The organism is Pseudomonas sp. GW822-FHT03F04 (genome assembly GCF_058801405.1).
The window spans coordinates 156,623-179,557 of the sequence record NZ_JBXANF010000004.1; the positions used below are offsets into that span (position 1 = coordinate 156,623).

Here is a 22,935-nt window from a genome sequence, read left to right on the forward strand (position 1 = left end):
CGGATAATGCCGACCCTTTTTTCGCAAACTTGAGCTCCCGATTCGCTTATGTTGTCCAGAACCCTGCTGTGCCTTGCTGTCTTCAGTGCGTCCACGCCCTTGCTTGCCGATACCGTCTGGTTGAAGAACGGTGACAAGCTGAGCGGCAAAATCACCCTGTTCGACGGCGGCAAGTTGCTGGTCCAGACCCAGTACGCCGGTGCGGTCACCATCGACTGGAAGCAGGTGAAGACGCTGGAAAGTGATCAGGAACTGCTGGTCAAGCAGGACGCCTACAACGGCGAGAAAGCCAAGTCGCTGACCGCCGCCGAAGACGGCAAGGTCACCCTGGCCAACGGTGAAGCGCCGAAAACCGTCGAGCTGGCGAGCATCCAGCAGATTCTCAAGCCCAAGCCCGTGGTCGAGGATCTCGTGTGGAAGGGCAATGTCGACCTGGCCCTGGATTATCAGCGTGCTGAAAAAGACACCAATGACTACGACATCGGCTTCAAGACCTCGGCGCGCCATGGCCGTTGGCGTCATACCGCTGAGGGCGAGTACAACCGCGAAGTCCAGGATGAGGTGGTGACCACCAACAACTGGCGTGCTGAATACGCACTGGACCGCTTCCTCACCGACAAATGGTTCTGGCAGGGGCGTCTTAACTACAAGCGTGATTACGTCGAAGAGCTGTCGCGTCAGCGGGTGGTCGGTACCGGTCCAGGCTACCAGTTCTGGGATGACGAGTTGGGGGCGTTCTCGCTCGGCTCACTGCTCAACCGCACCGACTACGAGTACAGCGATGGCGGCAAGGACAACTTCTATTCCGTCGCGATGAAGTGGGACTACAACCGCTACCTGATCGGCAAGAAGGTGCAGTTCTTCACCACCGGCGAGATTGGCAAGCCACTGTCGGACGTCGCCAACTATGCCCTGGATTCGGAAGTGGGCCTGCGCTACAAGGTGACGGACTGGGCCTCGCTCAATCTCAAGGCCGAGCGTGACATCATCAGTGGTACCAAGGATGCTGATCTGAACAAGACCCGCTACACCGCCGGGTTTGGCGTGGCCTGGTAAGGCTGTACTCCGAGGTGGAAGCAAGCCCAGCAGCTTCAGAGTTGCAGGGCTTCTTTGTTTTTATTTCTTCGATTTATCTTCCTTGGCGGAAATGTAGGTACATTTTTCCAGCTTTTTGCCCATCAGGTATTGGCATTCGTAGCTCAGACTGCCGTTGTCTCTCCAGAAGTGGATCGGGCCATGTTCTTTTCCATCTACGTAGCCGGCAGACGACGCCATCTCACCGTTTTCGTGCCACGTAGCGGACGAGCCTTGAAGTTTGTCATCCTGATATTTTTGATGTTCTTTTAGCTGGCCAGATTCATACCACCGCTTGAAGTCCCCTTGCTTGCGGTTTTGTGCGTCCCACTGCCATTGCAGCGTTTGCACGCCTTGCTGAGTCCATTGCTCGTAGCTCAGTCGATTTCCATCTTTGTAGAACTCTTTTTCCTTTACTTTGCCGTCGATGAAATATGTGACCATCCAGCCAACTGGTTTGCCATTCACATCGTTTCGGGTGAACTGTTTTGTTCCATCTTCAAAATAGTAGGTGGTGGGGCCCTCTGATTTGCCGTTCACGAAAAGGGTGCTGTAGCGCAGCTTTCCGTTCGGGAAGTAACCGAGGCTAGGGCCGTCCCACACGTTGTTCCGGTAGCTCGTTCGGCCTATCAGGGCTCCATTTTCATCATATTTGGGGTACTCGCCATCTACTCGTTTGCCTAAATGCCATTTGTAGGACTCGGCAAGCTTGCCATTGTCATGGTAGATGGATTGAGTTCCTTCTAGCTCGTTGTTGAGGTAGTTCTCCCGCTTGATGACGGTGCCATTTTCGGCATACATCATCGCTTCTCCCTGAAGCTGGCCGCTGGCGTCGTTCCGGTAGCTTTTGCGCAGCTTGCCGTTTTGATAGTAGGACTTGTAGGTGTGGACTGGTTTTCCTGAAACGAAATCTTCGTTATCGACAAAGTAGTCGCTGCGCAGGGCCTGGCTGTCCTGATAGAAGATTTGCGCATTCCATGCTTGGAGTTTGCCGTCATAGGTCATCGGCATTTTGAGGTAGTACGACGCCCTGACTCTACCAACGGGAGCGAAGTGTTCGTCGAGATAAAGTTTGCCATCCACTAGGGGAGTCATGAGGTCGACGCATTCTTCAGAAGTACAGGGGCGTACCTTTTTGAAAAAGGCTCGCTTTCGCTCACACGCCGAAAGCGTCAGCAGGAGTGGGACTTTTTGGTCGATCAAGTCCTGAACTTCTCCGAGTGCGCGGCGAAACGATTCGTTGGGAATTCCTAATGACTCCGGCGTGAGGTAGACCTCATTGCTCCCGCATGAGTGAGGCGTTTCAAGGGTCAGTAGTGCGGCAGCTCTAAGCTGCATGGACGCGTGGCCATTTACCTCTGGACCTTTGGCCAGATAGGTTGCTCTAGGGTTCATCCCGACAATTACTGTGGGATGTTCAGGGGCCGGCTCTGCATCGGCGTTGAGTGGTGGCGCCAGTACCAGCAGTAGCGCGTTGAGCGCTTTCCAAGAAATGAACTGCATCCTGCTTCTTCCATGTGAATTCCAGGGCGCGGATCATATAGAGCTGAGGTGCAGGCAGGGGCGAACAAAACTTGCGGACACAAAAAAGCCCCGCTTTTGAGGGCGGGGCTTTTTACTAAAGAAGCTACAAGTTAGATAACTTGTACTTCTTCAGCTTGCATGCCTTTCTGACCGCGGGTAGCGATGAAAGAAACCTGTTGGCCTTCTTTCAGGCTTTTGAAGCCGTCGGATTGGATAGCTTTGAAGTGAACGAACAGGTCGTCACCGGATTGTGGAGTGATGAAGCCGAAGCCTTTTTCATCGTTGAACCACTTAACGGTACCGGTTTGGCGATTAGACATGGTGTAACTCCTTGAACAAAGATAACTGCGACTCAGGAAGAACCCTGGCCGAGACTGAGTGCAAAGAGCAGGAAAAATTCTTGTAGATGGTTGGATCGAAATTCAACATATCGTGTAGAGATTCTCAGTGACACAAGCAGCACAGTGGCGCCACCTTAACCCTTTTTCCGGAACGTGCCAATGCTTCTTGCGAAGGTTTCTCTGTTTTAAGGATCGGCGGTGTGACGGTTCGTCGCCAGGCCGCGTATTTCCTGCACGTTCGGCGAGAATTGCAGCCCGGACTTTGAACCCGGCGGCGCGCCCGGTAAGATGCCGGACAGATTTTTTCCACCTCGCTATTCAGGACACCCCGCCATGAGCATCAAATCGGACAAGTGGATTCGCCGCATGGCGCAGGAACACGGCATGATCGAGCCGTTCGTCGAGCGCCAGGTGCGCGGCAGCGACGACAGCCGTGTGATCTCCTACGGTGTGTCGAGCTACGGATACGATGTGCGTTGCACCAGTCATTTCAAGGTGTTCACCAACATCAATTCGGCCATCGTCGATCCGAAAAACTTCGACGCCGGCAGCTTCGTCGACGTTCACAGTGACGTCTGCATCATTCCGCCGAACTCCTTCGCCCTGGCCACGACCGTTGAATACTTCCGTATTCCGCGCAATGTCCTGACCATCTGCCTGGGCAAAAGCACCTACGCCCGTTGCGGCATCATCGTCAACGTCACCCCGCTCGAGCCTGAGTGGGAAGGCCAGGTGACCCTGGAGTTCTCGAACACCACCAACCTGCCGGCGAAGATCTACGCCAATGAAGGTGTGGCACAGATGTTGTTCCTCGAATCCGACGAGGAATGCGAAGTCTCCTACAAGGACCGTGCCGGCAAGTACCAGGGCCAGCGTGGCGTGACCCTGCCGCGCACCTGAGCCGTCCATCCGGCAGTTACCGGGAATTCTTCGGCGGGTAGACACTCTATGGGGTGTACTGCCCGTTTCGCGAACAGCGCAACGGGCCTTCGCCGAGGAGTGCTCCATGAAGATCGATCCGCAAATCACTGCCGAACTGGCAAGGCTCGAGCCCAATCAGGTTGGCGTATTGGCCTGGTCGTTGCTGGCACACCCGCCCATCACCACGGCCGGCGGAATCCCTCACCAGCCTGATCCCGACACCCCCAACGAAGAGCCGACCGAACCCGGCGAGCCTACGTTGCCGGATAAACCGCCACCGGCGCCCGTTGCCTGATCCGTGAGTGAATGCATGGCCCGTCGGCTGATGTCCTGAAAGACTTCAGCCGACGGGCCATATTTCGTTGTGGGGACCCTGCCGGCAGGGCTGCGGGCTTACTTGAGGTTGCCGCTGAGAAACTGCTTCAGGCGTTCGCTCTTCGGATTACCCAGCACTTCCTCCGGCGCGCCTTCTTCTTCCACCAGCCCTTGGTGCAGGAACAGCACCTGGCTCGACACCTTGCGCGCAAAACTCATCTCGTGGGTCACCATGATCATGGTCCGGCCTTCTTCGGCCAGGCCCTGAATCACCTTCAGCACTTCGCCGACCAGTTCCGGGTCGAGTGCCGAGGTCGGCTCGTCGAACAGCATGACTTCCGGCTCCATCGCCAACGCGCGGGCAATGGCCACCCGTTGCTGCTGGCCGCCGGACAGGAAGGCCGGGTACTGATCGGCCACCCGTGCCGGCAAGCCAACCTTGTCCAGATAACGACGGGCGCGGTCGTCGGCCTCCTGTTTGCTGCAGCCCAGCACCCGGCGCGGGGCCATGGTGATGTTCTCCAGCACGGTCATGTGGCTCCACAGGTTGAAGTGCTGGAACACCATCGCCAGCCGCGTGCGCAGGCGTTGCAGTTCATTGGCGTCGGCGACGTGCATGCCGTGGCGGTCGGTGACCATGCGGATCGCCTGGCCGTCGAGGCTCATCGCGCCGTCGTTGGGTTGTTCGAGAAAGTTGATGCAGCGCAAAAAGGTGCTTTTGCCCGAGCCGCTGGCGCCGATCAGACTGATCACGTCACCGGTCTTGGCCTTGAGCGAAACGCCTTTGAGCACCTGATGGTCGCCATAGCTTTTGTGCAGGCCTTCTACGGTCAGTTTGTACATGGGACAGGCATCCTCAAGGCGAAAGTAAGTAGCCGCTGCGATAGGCTTCGGCGCCCGCGACGTGGGCGATCACCATGCCGGCCGTCGCCATGCGCCGCAGCGAGCGGGCATAGAGCAGACCGGAAGCGGTGCAATGGACTGGCGTGACCCGGTCGGTGATCGGGTCAATGATTTCGGCGATTTTCTGCCCGGCTTCCAGGTACTGGCCAGGCGTGGCTGTGTACACCAATAGCCCGCCGAACGGTGTCACGACCGGCTCTACACCCGCCAGCGGCGTGGCGGGGAGCGGCAGATCCGGCAGGGGTTTCGGCTCGCCGGCGATGGCGCCGAAGTGAATCAGGTAATCGAGCAGGGCTTCACAGTCACGGCTGGCCAGCGGATGGGTGACGTCCCCCTGGCCGCGAAGTTCGACGGTGACCGAGAAACTGCCCAGCGGAATCTCGAAGTGTTCGCCGAAGCGTTCCTTCAATTGCCACCACAGCAGGGTGAAGCACTCATCGAACGACTGGCCGCCTGAATCGGTCGCCAGCAGGCTCGCCCGGGATTCGATGTAGCGCGCGAGCGGCTCGACCTGCGGCCAGGCCTCGGGCGTGGTGTAAAGGTGGACGACGGATTCGAAATCGCAGTGCAGGTCCAGCACCATGTCCGCGTCACAGGCCAGCCGTTGCAGGGTCAGGCGCTGGGATTGCAGTTGAGTCGTGGCGGTGTGCCGGGCGAGGGCGTTGCGCAGGCTGGTGCGGATCAGTTCCAGGTTGCGCTGCGGGTCGTCGCAGAGCTGCAATTCGATTTCGTTGCCGATCTCTTCGCTGAGGTCGACGAACCAGCGATTGAAGTTCTGCCCGCTCTCCAGTTCGTAGCGGCCCAGTGGCACGTCCATCAGCACCTGCTCGAGGCCGACCGGGTTGGCCACCGGCACCAGCACGATTTCGCTGCGCAGGCGGCCAGCGGCTTCCAGCTCCGCCAGGCGCTGCTTGAGGTGCCAGGCCACGAGCATGCCGGGCAGTTCGTCGGCGTGCAGCGAGGACTGGATGTAGATCTTGCCTTGGGCCTTGTCCGGGCCGAAGTGAAAGCTGTGGATCTGTCGTGCGGTCCCCGGCAGCGGGGCCAGCAGGTCATGTATCTGGTGGCGCATTGCAGAGAGGTCCTAGTGAGTCGGCCCGAGGAAGGCCAGCCATCGGCGTTCGGCGAGGCGGAACAGGCCGACCAGCGCAAAGGTGATGGTCAGGTAGATCAGCGCGGCGATGCCGAACGACTGGAACGTCAGGAAGGTCGCCGAGTTGGCGTCCCGCGCGACTTTCAGGATGTCCGGGATGGTCGCGGTGAAGGCCACGGTGGTCGAGTGCAGCATCAGGATCACTTCGTTGCTGTAGTACGGCAACGAGCGACGCAGCGCCGACGGCATGATCACGTAGGCATACAGCTTCCAGCCGGTCAGGCCGTAGGCCTTGGCCGCTTCGACTTCGCCGTGGTTCATGCTGCGGATCGCCCCGGCGAAGATCTCCGTGGTGTAGGCGCAGGTGTTGAGGGCAAAGGCCAGGATCGTGCAGTTCATCGCATCGCGAAAGAAACTGTCGAGCAGCGGTTGTGCGCGCACGGCGGCCAGGCTGTAGATGCCGGTGTAGCAGATCAGCAGCTGGATATAGAGCGGCGTGCCACGGAACAGGTAGGTGTAGAACTGCACCGGCCAGCGGATGTAGAAGTGCGACGAGACACGGGCGATCGACAGCGGAATCGACACGATGAAACCGAAGAAGATCGAAGCGCTGAGCAGCCACATCGTCATCGCCAGCCCGGTGATGTTCTGGCCGTCGGTATAAAGGAAGGCTTTCCAGTAGTCCTGCAGGAGTTCGATCATCGTACGGCCTCCCGGGCACCGGCGGCGTAGCGGCGTTCGAGCCAGCGCAGGATGACGTTGGAAACACTGGTGATCAGCAGGTAGATCAAGGCGGCGAGTACCAGAAAGAAGAACAGTTGATAGCTGCTTTTACCGGCGTCCTGGGCAGCCTTGACCAGATCGGCCAGGCCGATGATCGAGACCAGCGCGGTGGCCTTGAGCATCACCATCCAGTTGTTGCCGATGCCGGGCAGGGCGAAACGCATCATTTGCGGGAACACCACGTAGCGAAAACGCTGTCCGCGCTTGAGCCCGTACGCCGTGGCGGCTTCAACCTGGCCACGCGGTACGGCGAGGATCGCGCCACGGAAGGTTTCGGTGAAATACGCACCGTAGATAAAGCCCAGGGTCAGGACCCCGGCGCTGAACGGATTGATTTCGATGTATTCCCATTCCATGTAGTCGGTGAGCGTCGTCAGCCAGGTTTGCAGGCTGTAGAAGATCAACAACATCAGCACCAGATCCGGCACCCCGCGAATCAGCGTGGTGTAGAGCTGGGCGGGCAGGCGCAGCAGTTTGACTTTTGACAGCTTGGCACTGGCGCCGAGCAGGCCGAGCAACACGGCCACCAACAGCGACAATGCCGATAATTTGATAGTCATCCAGGTGCCTTCCAACAGCAAAGGACCGAAGCCCTTGAGGCTGAAGGCGGAGAGCCCCAGATTTTGTAAGAGGTTTTCGAACATAAATCAGCAACCTGACTGAATGAAAAAGGCGCCCATCGAGGATGGGCGCCGGGGCATTATTTGCCGCTGTACAGATTCAGATCGCCAAAGTGTTTCTTTTGAATCTCGGCGTATTTGCCGTCGTCGTGTAACGCTTTGATACCTTTATCCAAAAGCGCTTTCAGCTCGGTGTTACCTTTCTTAATACCGACAGCGGTTTTGGCTGGCAGCAACGGTGCGTCAACCGGCTCGCTGACTGCGTATTCGGCGCCCTGTGGCGACTTCAGAAAGCCCAGTTCGGCCTGCAGCATGTCCTGAATGCCCGCATCGAGACGGCCGGAAGTCAGGTCGGAATACACCTGATCCTGGTTGGCGTAGGCCTGGGTTTTCACGCCGGCCTTGTCCAGCACGGCTTTGGCATAGGCTTCCTGAATGGTGCCTTGCTCGTAGCCGACGGTTTTGCCTTTCAGGGAGGCCACGTCGTTGGTGATGCCCGAACCTTTCTTCGACACATACGCAGTCGGGCCGGAGAACAGCTCGCTGGAGAAGTCGATGACTTTTTCGCGGGCTTCGGTGACGGTCATCGACGAGATCACACCGTCGAATTTATTGGCCTTGAGGCCCGGAATCATGCCGTCGAAGTCGCTTTCGACCCATTTGCACTTGACCTTCAGCTCGGCGCAGATCGCGTTGCCCAGGTCGATGTCAAAGCCCACCAGACTGCCATCGGCCGCTTTCGACTCGAACGGTGCGTAGGAAGGGTCAACGCCAAAACGCAGCTCTTTGTATTCCTTGGCCAGTGCGGAACCGGCGGCCATGCACAACGCCAGTGCAGAAAGGGTCAGCAATGCTTTTTTCATTATTCAATCCCTAAGAACCAATATGAGCGCTTGTGGCGCAGAATTATTGTTACTGGAACGCTTACGACTTATAGAAAGTAGCAATTTCCGAACCAGAGTCCCGAACAAGTGTTTTAAAAGGTGTAGGAAGTGAGGGCGCAGCCGCAACAGTGCCCGAAAACGGGCACCGAAAAAGCGTTGCACCTTTTAAGCGCAGGAAGGGCTTTTACGGGACAGGAATCAGACCAGCAGATCCTGCAAGGTCGCCAGACTGTCCGCTTCGTCGACGGTCTTGTCCTGGCGCCAGCGCAGCATGCGCGGAAAGCGCACGGCGATGCCGCTCTTGTGCCGGCGCGACAGGGCGATGCCTTCGAAACCCAGCTCGAAGACCAGGCTGGGCGTCACGCTGCTGACCGGGCCGAATTTTTCCACGGTGGTCTTGCGCACGATGCTGTCGACTTCGCGCATTTCCGCGTCCGAGAGCCCGGAATAGGCCTTGGCGAAGGGCACCAGCGCGCGCGGGCTGGCGCCGGGCGGGCCGTCCCATACCGCGAAGGTGTAATCGCTGTACAGGCTGGCGCGCCGGCCATGCCCGCGCTGGGCGTAGATCAGCACCGCGTCGACACTGAACGGGTCGACTTTCCATTTCCACCAAACGCCCATGTCCTTGGTGCGACCGACGCCGTACATCGCGTCCCGGGCCTTGAGCATCATGCCCTCGACGCCCAGTCGCCGGGAGGCTTCGCGTTGACGGGCGAGGTCGAACCAGTCGCTGCCGGTCAGCACCGGGGAGGGCAGCAGCACCGGGTTGTTGCACTGCGCGATGACGTGCTCCAGTTGCTCGCGGCGTCGGGATTGCGGTTGGTTGCGCCAGTCTTCGCCCTGCCATTCCAGCAAGTCGTAGGCGAGGACGACCACAGGCACGTCTTCGAGGATTTTCCTGTCCAGGGTCTTGCGGCCGATCCGTTGCTGGAGCAGGGCAAAGGGTTGCACCGCGGGTGGCGCTGTCGATTGCGGGTCGAACACATCTTCGGTGGTGGGATGCGAGTTTTTCCAGACCACGATTTCGCCGTCGATCACCGTGCCGTCGGGCAAACCGTGGACAAGGCTGTCGAGTTCGGGGAAGCGCTCGGTTACCAGTTCTTCGCCACGGGACCAGATCCACAGGCGTCCATCACGCTTGACCACTTGCGCGCGGATGCCGTCCCACTTCCATTCAACTTGCCAGTTGCTGGCCGGGCCGAGCAGGGCTTCGAACTGTTCGACCGGTTGTGACAGACCGTGGGCGAGAAAGAACGGATAAGGCTGACCGCCGCGCTGGGCGTGCTCGGTGGTGGATTCGGGGGCGATCAGTTTCAGATAACTGGCGGCGTTCGGCCGGTTGGACAGATCGGTGTAACCCACCAATCGTTGCGCCACGCGTTTGCTGTCCAGCCCGGCCATCGACGCGAGGGCGCGGGTTACCAACAGTTTGGACACGCCGACCCGAAAACTGCCGGTGATCAGTTTGATGCACAGCATCAGGCTCGGCCGGTCGAGTTGCGCCCACAGTGCCGGCAACTGTCGGGCCAGGTACTCCGGGGTTTCACCCCGTAGCGGCAGCAGTTTCTGTTCGATCCATTCGGCGAGACCGGCCTCGGAGGTGTGCGGATTTTCCGGCAGTACCAGCGAGATGGTTTCCGCCAGATCGCCGACGGCTTGATAGCTCTCTTCGAACAGCCACGGCTCGAGCCCGGACAACTCGACCGCCAGATCACGCAGAATTCGCACCGGGATCAGTTGCCGTGGTCGTCCGCCCGACAGAAAGTACACCGCCCAGGCCGCATCCTGCGGCGCAGCCGTGGCGAAGTAGCGTTGCATGGCCGCCAGTTTCGCCTTGCTGGAGGTGGTGGCATCGAGTTCGGCGTACAACCCGGCGAAGTCTTTCATGGTTGCACCTCGGCAACGGCGGGTTCGACGGCGATGTTGTCTTGTTCATCGTCACCGTATTCGGTGTTGAAGCCTTGGGCGTCCAGCCCTTGTTCGCGCAGGTGGCGGACCAGCACACCGATCGATCCGTGGGTGACCATCACCCGTTCGGCGCCGGTCTGTTCGATGGCCCACAACAGGCCGGGCCAGTCGGCGTGATCCGAGAGCACGAAACCGCGATCCACGCCGCGCCGCCGACGGGTGCCGCGCAGGCGCATCCAGCCGCTGGCGAAACTGTCGCTGTAGTCGCCGAAACGTCGCATCCAGCTGCTGCCACCGGCCGAGGGCGGGGCGATGACCAGCGCCTGACGCAGCAACGGATCGTTTTTCTTCACGTCGCCGGCGTAGATCGTCGGTGGCAGATACACACCCGCCTCGCGATAGACCCGGTTCAGCGGTTCCACCGCGCCGTGGCTGAGGATCGGGCCGAGGGTTTCGTCGATGCCGTGCAGGATTCGCTGGGCCTTGCCGAAGGAATAGCAGAACAGCACGCTGGCCTTGCCGGCCTCGATATTCGCCTGCCACCACTGGTTTATCTCGCCGAACACTTGCGCTTGCGGCTGCCAGCGGTAGATCGGCAGGCCGAAGGTCGATTCGGTGATGAAGGTGTGGCAACGCACTGGCTCGAAGGGCGCACAGGTGCCGTCGGGCTCGATCTTGTAGTCGCCGGACGCGACCCAGACTTCACCGCCGTATTCCAGACGTACCTGAGCCGAACCCAGAACGTGCCCGGCGGGGTGAAAACTCAAGGTGACACCGTGGTGAGTCAGGCGCTGGCCGTACTCGAGCGTTTGCAGGTTGATGTCCTGACCCAGTCGCGCGCGCAGAACCCCTTCGCTGGCGCTGGCGGCCAGATAGTGGGCGTTGCCGGTGCGGGCATGATCGCCGTGGGCATGAGTGATCACCGCGCGTTCGACCGGGCGCCACGGATCAATGTAGAAATCCCCGGCGGGGCAGTACAGGCCTTCGGGGCGGGCGATAACAAGGTCCATGGCGTTACCGGAATGGAGGGACTTGTTAGCTATGAGGTTTGCGTGAAGTCAGAAGTTCGATTGTTTTTTCGGGTCATCACAAAACCCTTGTGGGAGCCAGAAGACTGGTTCCCACAAGGGGATCGCGCTTACTTGCCGGGAGTGAGGGTCAACCGCGTCTTGCCATACACCCGATCAAAGTTCTGCGGCTGCATCGGCAGACCGATGTACTGGCCCTTGAGCCACGGATCGATGCCGTTCAGGTAGTTCGGGCTCACCGGGTTACCCGATTGCCCCGTACCGTTCTGGCCCATCAGCGGTTCGCTCTGACCGAAGTCGACGATAAAGCGCATCGATGGCGCACGGGTGGTGTTGAAGTCCTGACCCCAGGCAAACGCCGCCGTATTCAGCGTCGTGTGATCGCCACCCGCCGCGAGCGGGCCACGAACGGTCTGGCTGTTGGCATTCTTCCACTCGTAGCGGTGCAGTTTGCCCCACTGCCAGGCTTTGTGATCGCCACCCAACTGACTGTCGCCGGCGCTGATCGCCGCTGCCAGACTGCGGGCGAGGATGGCCGGTTTGTCTTCTTTTTGCGGCGTGCGGGCGTCGTCCCAGAACGGACTGTCTTCGCGGCCCAGCAGGTGGTCGGCCTGGGCGGCGTAGGACAGATCGCCATTGGCGATAAACGCTTTCCACGCCGGGCTGCTTTGCGGGCCAAGCTCGTCGAGGAAGATCTGCTTCATGCTTTCCTGCAGGAACAGCTCGTAGATCGCCGCGTCAGCGGAAGTCGGGCTGAGCTTGCCGTCGAACGCCATCAGACGGGTGAAGGCCTCGCGGGCCTTGCTGCGGTCCGCTTCCGGCAGAGCGTCGATCGCCTGTTTCAGCGGCTGCGCCATGCCCGGGGCTTCGAACATCTTCTTCAGCTTGGTGGCGAAGGTGGTGGTCTGGTCGTACTGCATGGCGATCATGCTGCGACCGTCATGCTTGGCGCCGCCGGCCAGTTCGGCGAGGCGCTCGCCACGTTCCGGCGCTGCCCAGGAGTTGGACAGTTGCATGCCGTAGCCGTGAGGAATGACGCGCTGGTTGGCGGTGCCGAGCCAGCCCTGGCTCGGGTCCTGATCGTACGGGTGCAGCATCGGGTCGGCGTAACCGTCCCAGTCGTAGCGACCTTCCCAGCCCGGCGATGGCAGCAGGCCTTCGCCTTCGCGGCGGTTCGGGAAACGTCCGGTGACTTGCCAGCCAATGTTGCTGGCATCGGCAAACACCAGGTTCAGCGCGATGGCGCGGATTTCCCGGCTCGCGTCGGAGGCGCGTTCAACGGTCTGCGCGCGGCTCAGATCGAAAAACGCATCGAGGGATTTGTCATCGGTGAAGCTCGGGGTCTGTAAGGCCAGGCCGAAACCTGCGCCTTGAGCCGCGGCCTGGGCACTGTTGAGCAGCGCGCCGTGGCGGGTTTCGTATACCGCTTCGCGAATCGGCCGCTGGCCTTTGACGAAATAGGTTTCGTTGCGCACGCCCAGTGGCTGCCATTTGCCGTTGACCTCGTAGGTCAGGCTGCTGCCCTGGCGACGGATTTTTTCCAAGAACAGGTCCTGGTTGTCACCGAACACGCTGGTCAGGCTCCACGCCACTTTGCCGTTGAATCCGCCCAGCACCATCGGCAGACCGGCGACGGTCACGCCGGCGGCCTGATATTTCGGTGCGTGAATCTGCACGAAACTCCACAGCGACGGCGCGGCCAGCGGCCCATGACTGTCGCTGGCCAGCAGGCTCTTGCCGCTGCGGCTGCGTTGCGGGGCAATCGCCCAGTTGTTCGAAGTGCTGGCGCCGAGCAGATTCATCGCCGCCAGTTGTTCGCTGGCGTTGCTCAGTTCGCTCAGGCCGGGAATCTGCCCGTTGAGCTTGATGCCTTGCAACTTGTCGGCTTCGGCCACCGGCAGGTTTTCGTCAGGGGCGGACGGATTCAGCCAGGCGAGTTTGTCGGTGGTGACGGTCTGCGCCAGCACCAGCGAAGCAATTTCTTCCGGCAGGTTGGCCGACTGGCTGAAGTTCAACAGGCAGAAAATCAGCGCCGAATCTTCCGGTTTCCAGTACTCCGGCTTGTAGCCACTGGAGGCCAGATCACCCGGCAACTTGTCGGCGTAGCGGAACAGGTAGGCGTTGACGCCCCGCGCATAGACCTCGAAGAAGCGCTTGAGCCGTGGCGACGAGGCCTTGTACAGCTCGCCGGCGCTTTTCTTCAGGTTGACGGCGCGCATGTAGCGGTCGGCGTCGAGCATCGACGCGCCGGACATTTCCGCCAGACGACCCTGGGCCAGCAGGCGCAGGGTGACCATCTGATTGATGCGGTCGCTGGCGTGCACATAGCCGAGGGCGAACAACGCGTCATGGAAGCTATTGCTTTCGATCAGCGGCATGCCCATGGCATTGCGGCGTACCGAAACGTTCTGCGCCAGGCCCTTGAGCGGCTGCACGCCGGAGGTGGGCGGGAGGGTGTCCTGAGCGTTCCAGGTCTGGCAACCGGAGAGGCTCAAGACACCGGTCACTGCTGCGGCAACGCCGAACCGGGGAAGAAAATGTGAAAGGGCTGGCGAGGCCATGGCAAAGCTCCTGCGGGGGTGTAGAGGCTGGGGGCGCAATAAAGCCGCTACGTTAGTGAGCAGGAGGGGGCCGCGCAAGCGGGGCGAGCGGTTATTTCTTCCCGTTGATCGTTCCCGCGTACGGGAACGATCAGGCCGGGTGACTCAGGCCTTCGGCGGATTGATCTTCTGCACCAACGCGTAGGCCTTCACGGTCGCCGGGCGATCCTTGATGTGGTTGAACCAGCGCTGCACATTCGGGAAGTCTTCCAGGTTCTGGCTCTGCCATTTGTGGGAGACGATCCACGGGTAGATCGCCATGTCGGCGATGCTGTATTCGCTGCCAGCGACGAACTCATTGTGGGCCAGTTGCTTGTCCAGCACCCCGTACAGACGGGCGGTTTCATCGATGTAGCGTTTGATCGCGTAGGGGATTTTTTCCGGGGCGAACTGGCTGAAGTGATGGTTCTGCCCGGCCATCGGCCCCAGCCCGCCCATCTGCCAGAACAGCCATTGCAGCGCCACCTGGCGACCACGCAGGTCCTTGGGCAGGAACTTGCCGGTCTTTTCCGCGAGGTACAGCAGAATCGCCCCGGACTCGAACAGCGACAACGGCTCGCCGCCATCGGCCGGTTCATGGTCGACGATGGCCGGGATGCGATTGTTCGGAGCGATCTTCAGGAAGTGTGGCTGAAACTGCTCGCCCTGGCTGATGTTGATCGGGTGCACGTTGTAGCGCAGGCCGGCCTCTTCGAGGAACAGGGAAATCTTGTGGCCGTTGGGCGTGGTCCAGTAATACAGGTCGATCATGGAAAGCTCCAAATCAGGAAAATGGCTTACGTGCGGACAGCAAACGCCGGCTTCAGGTTGTCCTGTGTGCGTTCGATAGCTTGCTTAGTGGCAGGAAGTGATGCTCAAGTGCGGGAAATTCAATGACCCCGCGTGAGAAAAATCGCCATGGAGCTTAAGGCCAACGCTGCACTGATCATCATCGACCAGCAAAAAGGCATTCTGGAGCCGCGTCTGGGGCGGCGGAATAATCCGTTGGCCGAAGAGCGAATCCTCGACTTGCTGAACTTTTGGCGGCGCAGCGGCCGGCCGGTGATCCACGTGCAGCACTTGTCACACTCGCCGGAATCGGTGTTCTGGCCCGAGCAGTCAGGTGTGGAATTTCAGGAAAGGTTTTTGCCGCAGGACGGCGAATGGCTGATCCAGAAACAGGTGCCGGACGCGTTTTGTGCAACAAAGCTTGAAGCGAAGTTGCGTGAGGCGGGAATCGAGCAACTGGTGATCGTCGGCGTGGCCACCAACAACTCAGTGGAGTCCACGGCGCGCACTGCGGGCAATCTGGGGTTTGATGCGTGGGTGGCGGAGGATGCGTGCTTTACCTTCGACAAGGCCGATTATTTCGGCACGCCGCGTTCGGCAGAAGAGGTGCACGGGATGTCGCTGGGGAATCTGCACGGGGAGTATGCGACGGTGGTCAGCAGCGGGCGAATTCTGGCGGCAGGCTGAAAGCCGCAGGTGACAGTGCTATCGCGAGCAGGCCCGCGATAGCGATCTAACGGGCGAAACGAATGTTCGCCCGAAACATCAAGCGCCGTGGCACTTCTTGAATTTCTTGCCGTTGCCGCATGGGCAAGGGTCGTTGCGGCCGACGTCTTTCAAGGCGTTGCGCACCGGTTCCTGGTGGGCATGGCCGCAGTTCGGGCCGTGAACATGGCCATGGTCGTGATCATGGTGATGGTCATGATCGTGGTTGCAGTCTGGGCCATGGACATGAGGTTGCTGGGTCATCGGGGTCACTCCGTAATCAAATCGGCGGGGATTATCACGCCATTGCGCTCCAGGTGCACGTAGTGGGCGATGAATAAACCGGTTTCCATCTCGCCCTGCAGGCGATAGGGAACCTGCTGGTGCGGATTCTTCAGCATTTTCACCACCTCTTTGACCTTCGGCCACAGGTTGGTGCGGATCGGTACTTTATAGAAAGCACTGCTTTTGGGGCCGACGGTGATCCAGTGCTCATGCTCGCCCTCGGCCAACAACATGTCGGACAGATGCACGCGGTATTCCAGGCCGCGCACGGTCAGGTCACTGTCGTTGGGGTTGTCGATGCGAAAGTGCAGGATGAATTTCTGCTCCAGCAGCTTGGCGCGCACCACTTCGACTTTCACCAGATGCACGGCAGGGTCGAGGGTGTCGTCGGCGAACCATGAAGTGCAGCCGCCAAGCCCCGAGAAGCTGATCCCCAGGAACATGAGCAGTGTGAAAGCCTTGAACGTGCGCCATTGACCGAGCATGGTTTAACTCCCTTTGATGCCCAGTCTAGCCTCAGCTGCCGAAATACCCCGCACAGCACTTCTTGAACTTCTGGCCGCTGGTGCACGGGCAGGCATCGTTGCGCCCCAGTTTGAGCTGCACGGTCGGGTCGATGAAGTACCAGTGACCGGCGTTCTGCACGAACGAGGAGCGCTCGCGGTGGCTGTGCTCACCCTGGCTGTCGTGCCAGCGCGCAGTGAAGGTGACGAAGGCGTGTTCCGGCTGACCGCCGAAGACTTCCGAGCTTTCAACGTCCAGCCCGAGCCATGTGCTCGAAGCACTCCAGGCGCTGATCGACTGACGATCGAGCCCTGTCTGCTGGGCGGGCAGGGTGGTCGCCACCAGATAATCGATCAGGCCCAGCACGTAGGCGCTGTAGCGCGAACGCATCAGGGCTTCGGCGCACGGTGCCGGATGGCCCGCATGATAATGGCCGCAGCAGGCATCCAGCAGGTTGCCGCTGCCGCAAGGGCAAATGGCTGTACTCATTGCATTACCACCAGTATTTCCCGAAGTTTTCCGGATTGGCCCAGAATCGCGAGTTGAGCCAGTCGGGGACTTGTTTGTAGTCAAGCAGATCATAGGTGAACAGGGTCAGAACCTGCTCGTCACGGGCAAAACGCTCGCTGGCTTGCAGGGCCAGTGAATAGAAGTCCGTTTCCTGCCAGCCGCTGGCCGACAGGTCCGCCAGCACCGCGATGCGGCTGGCGTTGAGGTTGCGGATTCCGCCGAGCAGATTCAGGCCGTCGCGCTTGGGCAAATGTTCGAGGCAGTCGACCACCAGCGCCAGGTCGAAACGCTGTGCGGCCAGTTCTGCCGGCAAGGCACCGGGCGCGGCGTGGGCGACGCGGGTGTCCGGGTGCGCGTCCTTGAACGCCGCCAGTGCGGGGAATTCGCTGGCGCCGATCAGCAGCAGACGGGCCGGGGCGTAGCGGTCCAGCAGGGCGGCCAGTGCCTGCTGTGGCGTGCGGGAAGACAGGGCGACGTTCATCGAAGTTCCTCAATCAGATCGCCAAGACTAGCCTGCCCGGGCGTCGAGGCCTAGATCTCTGTCCTGCGGGTTTGCGCCAAATGCGCCGAAGTCCTGTGAACACGCTCGCAAACAGCAGTGGCCTATTGCTGGCGGAGATTAAAACTCCGGTCTTTACTCCCTGAATCGGTTCTAAGCCGATCCCTCAGGAGAAAACTAGATGAGCATAGTTCGGACAGCATTACCCTTGGTTCTGCTAACCAGTGTGTTGACTGGTTGCGCAGGTTTGCAGAAAACCGACTGGCCGACCTGTGCGGCAGTCGGCGGTGTCGTCGGAGCGGGTCTCGGTGCGACGGAAAGCTCTGCATGGGCAGGCTATGGCGCATTACTCGTCGGCGGTACGGCAGCAGCCTATTGCTGGGTGCACGGTGATGGCGATGAAGACGGCGATGGTGTGCCGGACAGTCGCGACAAGTGCCCGCATACGCCTAAAGGCGTGCAGGTCGATGCTGACGGCTGCCCTCCACCAGCCCCTGCACCAGTGGTTGAAGAAGCTGTAGTGGTCAAGGAAGAAACCATCGTCATCCGCGATGTTCACTTCCAGTTCGACAAGGCCACCCTGACGCCTTCCGATAAACAGGTACTCGACAAGGTCGCCACGCGCCTGAAACAGGAATCGAGCACCGCGCGACTGACCGTGACCGGTCATACCGACAGCGTGGGCAGCGATGCCTACAACAAGAAACTGTCGGATCGTCGGGCGCACTCGGTGGTGGAATACCTGATCCATGATGGTGTGCCACGTTCCAGCTTCGTCTCGGTGACCGGTGCCGGTGAAAGCCAGCCAGTGGCGGATAACAAAACCGCCGATGGCCGTGCGCTGAACCGTCGCACGGAAATCAAAATCGAACGCTAGCCCCCCTCGCATCCGCGGCTTGTGCAGTCGCGGATGCGGGTCTTTACTCCTGTGTAACCGGTATGGGCCGGTGACACAGGAGCTTTCACAATGAGTGTATTCTCAAGGTCCGTCTTGCCGGTGCTGCTGCTTGGCAGCCTCTTGACCGGTTGCGCTACTCACAGCGATGGCACTGCCCCCCTCAATCAACGTACCTGGCCGATCTGCAGCCTCATTGGCGGACTGGTCGGCGGCGGTCTGGGCGCGATTGAAAGCGGTGGCTGGGCTGGTGGCGGCGCAGCGCTGGGGATCCTCACCGGCGGATTGATCTGTTACGCCCAGGATGGCGATGAGGACGGCGATGGCGTGTTCGACCGTCGCGACCGTTGCCCTGACACTCCGGCCAATACCCCGGTCGATCACCGTGGTTGTCCGCTGCCGCAATACCCGGTCGCCGAGAAACCGGCCGAGCCGGCCCCGCAATCCGAAGTCATCACCCTGAGCGATGCCGGCAACGTGCTGTTCGACTTCGACAAATCCGACCTCAAACCTGCGGCGAAAAGTCAGCTGGATTCGCTGATGGACAAGTTGCGCAACGCCGATGTGGTGAGCATCAAGGTCATCGGTCACACCGACGGCAAGGGTTCGGACGCTTATAACCAGGCGTTGTCGGAACGTCGCGCGAGCAGCGTGGCGGCCTATCTGCTGAGCCAGGGGCTGGCGCCGGACAAACTCACCAGCGAAGGGCGTGGCAAACGGGAACCGGTCGCCGACAACGAGACTGAAGAGGGACGTGCGCAGAATCGTCGCGTGGAACTGCACATCAATCGTTAGGACGTGTCTGTAGTCCGCAGGCTAGAGCTGTCGGGCGATGTTCATCGTCGCCCCGGCAGACATCCGACGAGTGCCCGGAACTTTTTTATTTCCCCCTCTGGCTTATCCCGTACGGAAGCCGTTACTGTGCGCCCAAAGAATAATTCGCAACACGGGGGAGCGTATGAAGGTGTTCTGTGGGCTGGGGCGGTTGTTGACCCTGGTGTTCTGCTGCGTGGTACTGGCCAATCAACTGGTGCCGTTTGTTCATCCGTTGCATCTGCTGGTCAATCTGGCCGCTGTTCTGCTGCTGGCGATCCATCTGCTGGAAGTGCTGCTGTGCAATCGCAGCCTCAAAGGTCGCCCGCACCCGTGGCGTGATCGTGGCCGTGTCCTGCTGTTCGGTGTTTTCCACCTGCAAACCATCCCGGCCCCGGCCGCTCCGGAGGCTTCCCATGCGTAAACTTTGCCTGCTCGCTGCATTCATCAGTCCTCTGGCCTGTGCCCAGGTGGTGAATGTCGAACCCAATTCCCTGATGCGTTTGCCCAACACCGCCAGCACCTTGCAACTGGAAAAACTGGTGGTCGCCGATTACGGCACCTTGCTGGTGCCCTCCAACGTGACCGAGTTGAGCGTCGGCGAATTGCAGTTGGGCCGCGAAGCGCGCATCGCCATCGTGCCGGGTGAACAGGCGCTGGATCTGAAAGTCACCCGCGCCGCGCTTGCCGAAGGCAGCCGCATCACCGCTCGTGGTGCGCCGGGGACCTATGAAAAAGCGGCCCGTGCCGGACGTAACCTGAATCTGCAATTCAAGGCGCTGAATGCACCGCAGCTGATCGTCGATGCACGCGGCGGTACCGGTGCGCCTGGCTTTGTCGGGCTCGACGGCGCCAACGGTCAGGAACCGGGTTGCACCTGGGGCCAGGCCGGACACGGTTTCGATGGCAGTGACGGCAGCAATGGCCAGCCGGGCGCACCGGGCGCGCTGGTGCGCCTGGAAGTACCCCGTGAGTTTCCGGCCGAGCTGATCAAGGTTGAAGTCGCCGGTGGTGCCGGTGGCCCGGCGGGGCCTGGCGGCAAACCGGGGGCGGGCGGCAAGTCCAAGGGGTGCCTGGTGTATCGCGCCGATGGCGGCAAGAGCGGCAAACCTGGGGCTGACGGGCAGCCGGGGCCTGCGGGGGCGGCGGGGTCTGTCACCGTACAGCGCCTGTAAGCCATCCCCTGTCTGATCGTTCCCACTGAGTGGGAACGATCAGCCTCACTTCAGAACGACGGCCGCGCCGCGGCAATCGCCACCAGCGCCAAACCGACCAACAGATTGAACCCCACCACCTTGCGAATCCGCCCCAGCACTGCCGCACCCGCTGGCCAATCCTTCGCCTGCACCGCCGTGCGCAATTCGGGCAGCATCAATGCTTGAATCCGGATGAACAGCGCTGTCATCACGATGTACAAGCCCATCATCACCTGCACGTACTTCGGTGCCGTCTCGAAGCCGATGTGCTGCAGATGCAACATGCCCACCCCGGTCACCGGCAGCAGAATCACCGCGCCCCACACCCAGCGGAAAAAACCTTGAAACACTTCCACCCACAGGGTCAGGCGGCCGGGGCCGTCCAGAGCCTTCACGGCCGCCGGGCGCAGCACCATCCAGGCGAAAAACATGCCGCCGACCCACACCAGGGCGGCGAGGACATGCAGGGGGTAAACGAGGCTAAAAGGTGTCATTGGGGTACTCCGTTCTGCGCGGGACTGATTAGCGGGGTATGATAGCGGCCGATCCGAACCACTGAAAATTTATCCAGCGTTTTTTGCGCCCGACACTCAATGATCAGCACTGAACTCAAAACCACGATCCAGGGCGCCTATTCGCGTTTTCTAGAGGCCAAGAGCCTCAAGCCGCGTTACGGCCAGCGCCTGATGATCGCTGAAATTGCCAAGGTCCTCGGGGATATCGACACCGACGACGAAGGCCGGCGCAGTGGCGACCCCGCGATTGTCGCGGTGGAAGCCGGCACCGGTACCGGCAAGACTGTGGCTTACAGTCTGGCCGCAATTCCTACGGCGAAACTGGCCGGCAAGCGCCTGGTGATCGCCACCGCGACAGTCGCCCTGCAAGAGCAGATCGTCTACAAGGATTTGCCCGACCTGATGCGCAACAGCGGGTTGAACTTCAGCTTCGCCCTGGCCAAGGGCCGTGGCCGCTACATGTGCCTGTCCAAGCTCGATATGCTGTTGCAGGAAGGCCACGCACAGACCGCCACGGCGCAGTTGTTCGAAGAAGAAGGCTTCAAGATCGAGGTCGATGAGGCCAGCCAGAAGCTGTTCACCAGCATGATCGAGAAACTTGCCGGCAATAAATGGGACGGCGACCGCGACAGCTGGCCCAACGCGCTGGAAGACGCCGACTGGGCGCGCCTGACCACCGATCACAGCCAGTGCACCAACCGTCATTGCCCGAACTTCGGCCAGTGCGCCTTCTACAAGGCCCGCGAAGGCATGGGCAAGGTCGACGTGATTGTCACCAACCACGACATGGTGCTGGCCGACCTGGCACTGGGCGGCGGGGCGGTGCTGCCCGATCCGCGCGACACCATTTATGTGTTCGACGAAGGTCATCACCTGCCGGACAAGGCCATCGGCCACTTCGCCCATTACACGCGTCTGCGTTCCACCGCCGACTGGCTGGAAACTACCGCCAAGAACCTCACCAAACTGTTGGCCCAGCATCCGCTGCCGGGCGACCTCGGCAAGCTGATCGAGCAGGTGCCGGAGCTGGCGCGGGAGATCAAGACCCAGCAGCAATTCATGTTCACCGCTTGCGAGCAGATCGCCGATTTCAAGCCCGGCGAAGACGTCGAGGGCCGTGAGCGCCCGCGTCATCGCTTCATCGGCGGGGTGATTCCCGAGCACATGCGCGAGATGGGTATCGAGCTGAAAAAAGGCTACGCCCGTCTCAACGACCTGTTCACCCGCCTGACCGACCTGCTCAAGGAAGGCATGGACGGCGAGGTCAACATCGGCATCGCCAGCAATCAGGCCGAGGAATGGTACCCACTGTTCGGCAGCCTGTTGTCCCGTGCGTCCGGCAACTGGGAGCTGTGGACCGCGTTCACCGCCGAAGACCCGGAAGACAACCCGCCGATGGCCCGCTGGCTGACGCTGGCGGAAAGCGGTTCGCTGTTCGACATCGAGGTCAACGCCAGCCCGATCCTCGCCGCCGAAACCCTGCGCCGCAGCCTGTGGAACGTGGCTTACGGCTGCCTGGTGACCTCGGCGACGTTGACCGCGCTCGGCACGTTCGATCGTTTCCGCATGCGCTCCGGCCTGCCGAAGAAAGCCGTCACCGCCGTGGTGCCGAGCCCGTTCCATCACGCCGATGCCGGTGTGTTGCGGGTGCCGGACCTGAAGGCCGATCCGCGTGATGCTGCCGCTCACACCGCCGCGATCATCCGCGAGTTGCCGGATCTGGTCGAAGGCTCGCGCGGCACGCTGGTGTTGTTCTCGTCGCGCAAACAGATGCAGGACGTGTTCGACGGCCTCGACCGCGACTGGCGCAAGCAAGTGTTCATTCAAGGCAACCTGTCGAAACAGGAAACCCTGAACAAGCACAAGGCGCGGGTCGATGGCGGTGATTCCAGCGTGCTGTTCGGCCTCGCCAGTTTCGCCGAAGGGGTGGACTTGCCGGGGGCCTATTGCGAGCACGTGGTCATCGCCAAGATTCCGTTCTCGGTGCCGGACGATCCGGTCGAAGCCGCACTGTCTGAGTGGATCGAAGCCCGGGGCGGCAATCCGTTCATGGAAATCTCGGTGCCCGACGCCTCGTTGAAGCTGGTTCAGGCCTGCGGCCGTCTGCTGCGTACCGAAGAAGACCGCGGCACCATCACCTTGCTGGATCGGCGGCTGGTCACCCAGCGCTACGGCAAGGCGATCCTCAATGCGTTGCCTCCTTTCCGTCGTGAAATATCCTGAGACATCGGTGGGCAGTTTTGCCCGCCGC

25 protein-coding genes are annotated in these 22,935 nt (G+C 60.7%); 9 read left to right on the forward strand and 16 right to left on the reverse strand.

Annotated features, from left to right (window positions below):
* The first annotated feature begins 48 nt into the window (after positions 1–48).
* Positions 49–1,056 carry a DUF481 domain-containing protein gene (locus tag AC1RMX_RS10330; protein WP_096819550.1) on the forward strand — a complete coding sequence of 336 codons (1,008 nt, stop codon included), beginning with the start codon at positions 49–51 and terminating at the stop codon, positions 1,054–1,056.
* Positions 1,057–1,116: 60 nt separating this feature from the next.
* Here the strand turns inward: AC1RMX_RS10330 and AC1RMX_RS10335 are convergent, their stop codons facing one another.
* Positions 1,117–2,577, reverse strand: a complete 1,461-nt coding sequence (locus tag AC1RMX_RS10335) for a toxin-antitoxin system YwqK family antitoxin (protein ID WP_493071733.1) — start codon at positions 2,575–2,577, stop codon at positions 1,117–1,119.
* A 131-nt stretch (positions 2,578–2,708) separates the two neighbouring features.
* Positions 2,709–2,918, reverse strand: coding sequence for a cold-shock protein (locus tag AC1RMX_RS10340; RefSeq protein ID WP_002554837.1), 210 nt, complete (start codon positions 2,916–2,918; stop codon positions 2,709–2,711).
* 354 nt (positions 2,919–3,272) lie between these two features.
* Between AC1RMX_RS10340 and dcd the strand changes: the two genes are divergently transcribed.
* The gene (gene dcd, locus AC1RMX_RS10345) at positions 3,273–3,839 is read left to right on the forward strand and encodes a dCTP deaminase (protein WP_096819549.1); all 567 of its coding nucleotides are present in this window, start codon (positions 3,273–3,275) and stop codon (positions 3,837–3,839) included.
* 106 nt (positions 3,840–3,945) lie between these two features.
* Entirely contained in the window at positions 3,946–4,155 is a 210-nt protein-coding gene (locus AC1RMX_RS10350; RefSeq protein ID WP_096819548.1) for a hypothetical protein, read from the forward strand.
* A gap of 98 nt (positions 4,156–4,253) precedes the next feature.
* Here AC1RMX_RS10350 and AC1RMX_RS10355 read toward each other — a convergent pair whose 3' ends face one another.
* The 9 genes from AC1RMX_RS10355 to AC1RMX_RS10395 all read right to left on the reverse strand — a co-directional run bounded on the left by AC1RMX_RS10355 (position 4,254) and on the right by AC1RMX_RS10395 (position 14,744).
* A complete protein-coding gene (locus AC1RMX_RS10355) occupies positions 4,254–5,018 on the reverse strand; it encodes an ABC transporter ATP-binding protein (protein WP_096819547.1) in 765 nt (254 codons plus the stop codon).
* A 13-nt stretch (positions 5,019–5,031) separates the two neighbouring features.
* Positions 5,032–6,150 (reverse strand): succinylglutamate desuccinylase/aspartoacylase family protein, encoded by a 1,119-nt coding sequence (locus tag AC1RMX_RS10360; RefSeq protein WP_493071735.1) that lies wholly within the window; start codon positions 6,148–6,150, stop codon positions 5,032–5,034.
* A 12-nt stretch (positions 6,151–6,162) separates the two neighbouring features.
* Positions 6,163–6,873, reverse strand: coding sequence for an ABC transporter permease (locus AC1RMX_RS10365; RefSeq protein ID WP_096819545.1), 711 nt, complete (start codon positions 6,871–6,873; stop codon positions 6,163–6,165).
* A complete protein-coding gene (locus tag AC1RMX_RS10370) occupies positions 6,870–7,598 on the reverse strand; it encodes an ABC transporter permease (RefSeq protein ID WP_096819544.1) in 729 nt (242 codons plus the stop codon). Before AC1RMX_RS10370 ends, AC1RMX_RS10365 begins: the two co-directional genes overlap by 4 nt.
* Positions 7,599–7,654: 56 nt before the next feature.
* Positions 7,655–8,437, reverse strand: a complete 783-nt coding sequence (locus AC1RMX_RS10375; protein ID WP_096819543.1) for a transporter substrate-binding domain-containing protein — start codon at positions 8,435–8,437, stop codon at positions 7,655–7,657.
* 219 nt (positions 8,438–8,656) lie between these two features.
* Positions 8,657–10,345, reverse strand: a complete 1,689-nt coding sequence (locus AC1RMX_RS10380) for an ATP-dependent DNA ligase (RefSeq protein WP_493071738.1) — start codon at positions 10,343–10,345, stop codon at positions 8,657–8,659.
* Positions 10,342–11,376 (reverse strand): ligase-associated DNA damage response exonuclease, encoded by a 1,035-nt coding sequence (locus AC1RMX_RS10385; protein WP_493071740.1) that lies wholly within the window; start codon positions 11,374–11,376, stop codon positions 10,342–10,344. The genes AC1RMX_RS10380 and AC1RMX_RS10385 overlap by 4 nt, the downstream gene beginning before the upstream one ends.
* Before the next feature lie 128 nt (positions 11,377–11,504).
* Positions 11,505–13,955 carry a penicillin acylase family protein gene (locus tag AC1RMX_RS10390; protein WP_096819540.1) on the reverse strand — a complete coding sequence of 817 codons (2,451 nt, stop codon included), beginning with the start codon at positions 13,953–13,955 and terminating at the stop codon, positions 11,505–11,507.
* Between the two features lie 144 nt (positions 13,956–14,099).
* Positions 14,100–14,744, reverse strand: coding sequence for a glutathione binding-like protein (locus AC1RMX_RS10395; RefSeq protein WP_192559946.1), 645 nt, complete (start codon positions 14,742–14,744; stop codon positions 14,100–14,102).
* Positions 14,745–14,891: 147 nt separating this feature from the next.
* Here AC1RMX_RS10395 and AC1RMX_RS10400 point away from each other — a divergent pair, with 147 nt between their 5' ends.
* Entirely contained in the window at positions 14,892–15,449 is a 558-nt protein-coding gene (locus AC1RMX_RS10400) for a cysteine hydrolase family protein (RefSeq protein ID WP_102621508.1), read from the forward strand.
* Between the two features lie 78 nt (positions 15,450–15,527).
* On the opposite strand, the gene AC1RMX_RS10405 is transcribed toward AC1RMX_RS10400, so the two are convergent.
* The 4 genes from AC1RMX_RS10405 to AC1RMX_RS10420 are packed head-to-tail and all read right to left on the reverse strand — an operon-like array spanning position 15,528 to position 17,247.
* Complete coding sequence (locus AC1RMX_RS10405; RefSeq protein WP_003198420.1) at positions 15,528–15,731, reverse strand: SEC-C metal-binding domain-containing protein; 204 nt, start codon at positions 15,729–15,731, stop codon at positions 15,528–15,530.
* A 5-nt stretch (positions 15,732–15,736) separates the two neighbouring features.
* On the reverse strand, positions 15,737–16,237 hold the full coding sequence (locus tag AC1RMX_RS10410) for an LEA/WHy family protein (protein ID WP_192559948.1): 501 nt from the start codon (positions 16,235–16,237) through the stop codon (positions 15,737–15,739).
* 31 nt (positions 16,238–16,268) lie between these two features.
* On the reverse strand, positions 16,269–16,745 hold the full coding sequence (locus AC1RMX_RS10415) for a YchJ family protein (protein ID WP_096819536.1): 477 nt from the start codon (positions 16,743–16,745) through the stop codon (positions 16,269–16,271).
* 4 nt (positions 16,746–16,749) lie between these two features.
* Positions 16,750–17,247: a DUF6231 family protein gene (locus AC1RMX_RS10420; RefSeq protein ID WP_096819535.1), complete on the reverse strand. Its 498-nt coding sequence runs from the start codon at positions 17,245–17,247 to the stop codon at positions 16,750–16,752.
* 199 nt (positions 17,248–17,446) lie between these two features.
* Here AC1RMX_RS10420 and AC1RMX_RS10425 point away from each other — a divergent pair, with 199 nt between their 5' ends.
* From AC1RMX_RS10425 to AC1RMX_RS10440, 4 genes are all read left to right on the forward strand, one after another.
* Entirely contained in the window at positions 17,447–18,142 is a 696-nt protein-coding gene (locus tag AC1RMX_RS10425) for a PA1041 family peptidoglycan-binding anchor lipoprotein (RefSeq protein ID WP_096819534.1), read from the forward strand.
* Between the two features lie 90 nt (positions 18,143–18,232).
* A complete protein-coding gene (locus tag AC1RMX_RS10430) occupies positions 18,233–18,955 on the forward strand; it encodes a PA1041 family peptidoglycan-binding anchor lipoprotein (protein ID WP_096819533.1) in 723 nt (240 codons plus the stop codon).
* 163 nt (positions 18,956–19,118) lie between these two features.
* Positions 19,119–19,397, forward strand: coding sequence for a DUF1145 domain-containing protein (locus AC1RMX_RS10435; protein ID WP_096819532.1), 279 nt, complete (start codon positions 19,119–19,121; stop codon positions 19,395–19,397).
* Entirely contained in the window at positions 19,390–20,148 is a 759-nt protein-coding gene (locus AC1RMX_RS10440) for a collagen-like protein (protein ID WP_493071744.1), read from the forward strand. The genes AC1RMX_RS10435 and AC1RMX_RS10440 overlap by 8 nt, the downstream gene beginning before the upstream one ends.
* 50 nt (positions 20,149–20,198) lie before the next feature.
* Here the strand turns inward: AC1RMX_RS10440 and AC1RMX_RS10445 are convergent, their stop codons facing one another.
* On the reverse strand, positions 20,199–20,663 hold the full coding sequence (locus AC1RMX_RS10445) for a CopD family protein (RefSeq protein WP_102621504.1): 465 nt from the start codon (positions 20,661–20,663) through the stop codon (positions 20,199–20,201).
* A gap of 99 nt (positions 20,664–20,762) precedes the next feature.
* On the opposite strand from AC1RMX_RS10445, the gene dinG reads away from it, so the two are divergent.
* On the forward strand, positions 20,763–22,907 hold the full coding sequence (dinG, locus tag AC1RMX_RS10450; RefSeq protein WP_493071746.1) for an ATP-dependent DNA helicase DinG: 2,145 nt from the start codon (positions 20,763–20,765) through the stop codon (positions 22,905–22,907).
* The last annotated feature ends 28 nt before the right edge of the window (positions 22,908–22,935 follow it).

Bases quoted from the DNA above. Each gene is read 5' to 3' on its own strand.
- AC1RMX_RS10435 (WP_096819532.1), top strand. From the start codon at position 19,119: ATGAAGGTGTTCTGTGGGCTGGGGCGGTTGTTGACCCTGGTGTTCTGC.
- AC1RMX_RS10385 (WP_493071740.1), bottom strand. From the start codon at position 11,376: ATGGACCTTGTTATCGCCCGCCCCGAAGGCCTGTACTGCCCCGCCGGG.
- AC1RMX_RS10370 (WP_096819544.1), bottom strand. From the start codon at position 7,598: ATGTTCGAAAACCTCTTACAAAATCTGGGGCTCTCCGCCTTCAGCCTC.
- AC1RMX_RS10400 (WP_102621508.1), top strand. From the start codon at position 14,892: ATGGAGCTTAAGGCCAACGCTGCACTGATCATCATCGACCAGCAAAAA.
- AC1RMX_RS10440 (WP_493071744.1), top strand. From the start codon at position 19,390: ATGCGTAAACTTTGCCTGCTCGCTGCATTCATCAGTCCTCTGGCCTGT.
- AC1RMX_RS10410 (WP_192559948.1), bottom strand. From the start codon at position 16,237: ATGCTCGGTCAATGGCGCACGTTCAAGGCTTTCACACTGCTCATGTTC.
- AC1RMX_RS10330 (WP_096819550.1), top strand. From the start codon at position 49: ATGTTGTCCAGAACCCTGCTGTGCCTTGCTGTCTTCAGTGCGTCCACG.
- AC1RMX_RS10395 (WP_192559946.1), bottom strand. From the start codon at position 14,744: ATGATCGACCTGTATTACTGGACCACGCCCAACGGCCACAAGATTTCC.
- dcd (WP_096819549.1), top strand. From the start codon at position 3,273: ATGAGCATCAAATCGGACAAGTGGATTCGCCGCATGGCGCAGGAACAC.
- AC1RMX_RS10430 (WP_096819533.1), top strand. From the start codon at position 18,233: ATGAGTGTATTCTCAAGGTCCGTCTTGCCGGTGCTGCTGCTTGGCAGC.
- AC1RMX_RS10340 (WP_002554837.1), bottom strand. From the start codon at position 2,918: ATGTCTAATCGCCAAACCGGTACCGTTAAGTGGTTCAACGATGAAAAA.
- AC1RMX_RS10415 (WP_096819536.1), bottom strand. From the start codon at position 16,745: ATGAGTACAGCCATTTGCCCTTGCGGCAGCGGCAACCTGCTGGATGCC.
- AC1RMX_RS10405 (WP_003198420.1), bottom strand. From the start codon at position 15,731: ATGACCCAGCAACCTCATGTCCATGGCCCAGACTGCAACCACGATCAT.
- AC1RMX_RS10375 (WP_096819543.1), bottom strand. From the start codon at position 8,437: ATGAAAAAAGCATTGCTGACCCTTTCTGCACTGGCGTTGTGCATGGCC.
- AC1RMX_RS10335 (WP_493071733.1), bottom strand. From the start codon at position 2,577: ATGCAGTTCATTTCTTGGAAAGCGCTCAACGCGCTACTGCTGGTACTG.
- AC1RMX_RS10355 (WP_096819547.1), bottom strand. From the start codon at position 5,018: ATGTACAAACTGACCGTAGAAGGCCTGCACAAAAGCTATGGCGACCAT.
- AC1RMX_RS10425 (WP_096819534.1), top strand. From the start codon at position 17,447: ATGAGCATAGTTCGGACAGCATTACCCTTGGTTCTGCTAACCAGTGTG.
- AC1RMX_RS10350 (WP_096819548.1), top strand. From the start codon at position 3,946: ATGAAGATCGATCCGCAAATCACTGCCGAACTGGCAAGGCTCGAGCCC.
- AC1RMX_RS10380 (WP_493071738.1), bottom strand. From the start codon at position 10,345: ATGAAAGACTTCGCCGGGTTGTACGCCGAACTCGATGCCACCACCTCC.
- AC1RMX_RS10390 (WP_096819540.1), bottom strand. From the start codon at position 13,955: ATGGCCTCGCCAGCCCTTTCACATTTTCTTCCCCGGTTCGGCGTTGCC.
- AC1RMX_RS10365 (WP_096819545.1), bottom strand. From the start codon at position 6,873: ATGATCGAACTCCTGCAGGACTACTGGAAAGCCTTCCTTTATACCGAC.
- AC1RMX_RS10420 (WP_096819535.1), bottom strand. From the start codon at position 17,247: ATGAACGTCGCCCTGTCTTCCCGCACGCCACAGCAGGCACTGGCCGCC.
- AC1RMX_RS10360 (WP_493071735.1), bottom strand. From the start codon at position 6,150: ATGCGCCACCAGATACATGACCTGCTGGCCCCGCTGCCGGGGACCGCA.
- AC1RMX_RS10445 (WP_102621504.1), bottom strand. From the start codon at position 20,663: ATGACACCTTTTAGCCTCGTTTACCCCCTGCATGTCCTCGCCGCCCTG.
- dinG (WP_493071746.1), top strand. From the start codon at position 20,763: ATGATCAGCACTGAACTCAAAACCACGATCCAGGGCGCCTATTCGCGT.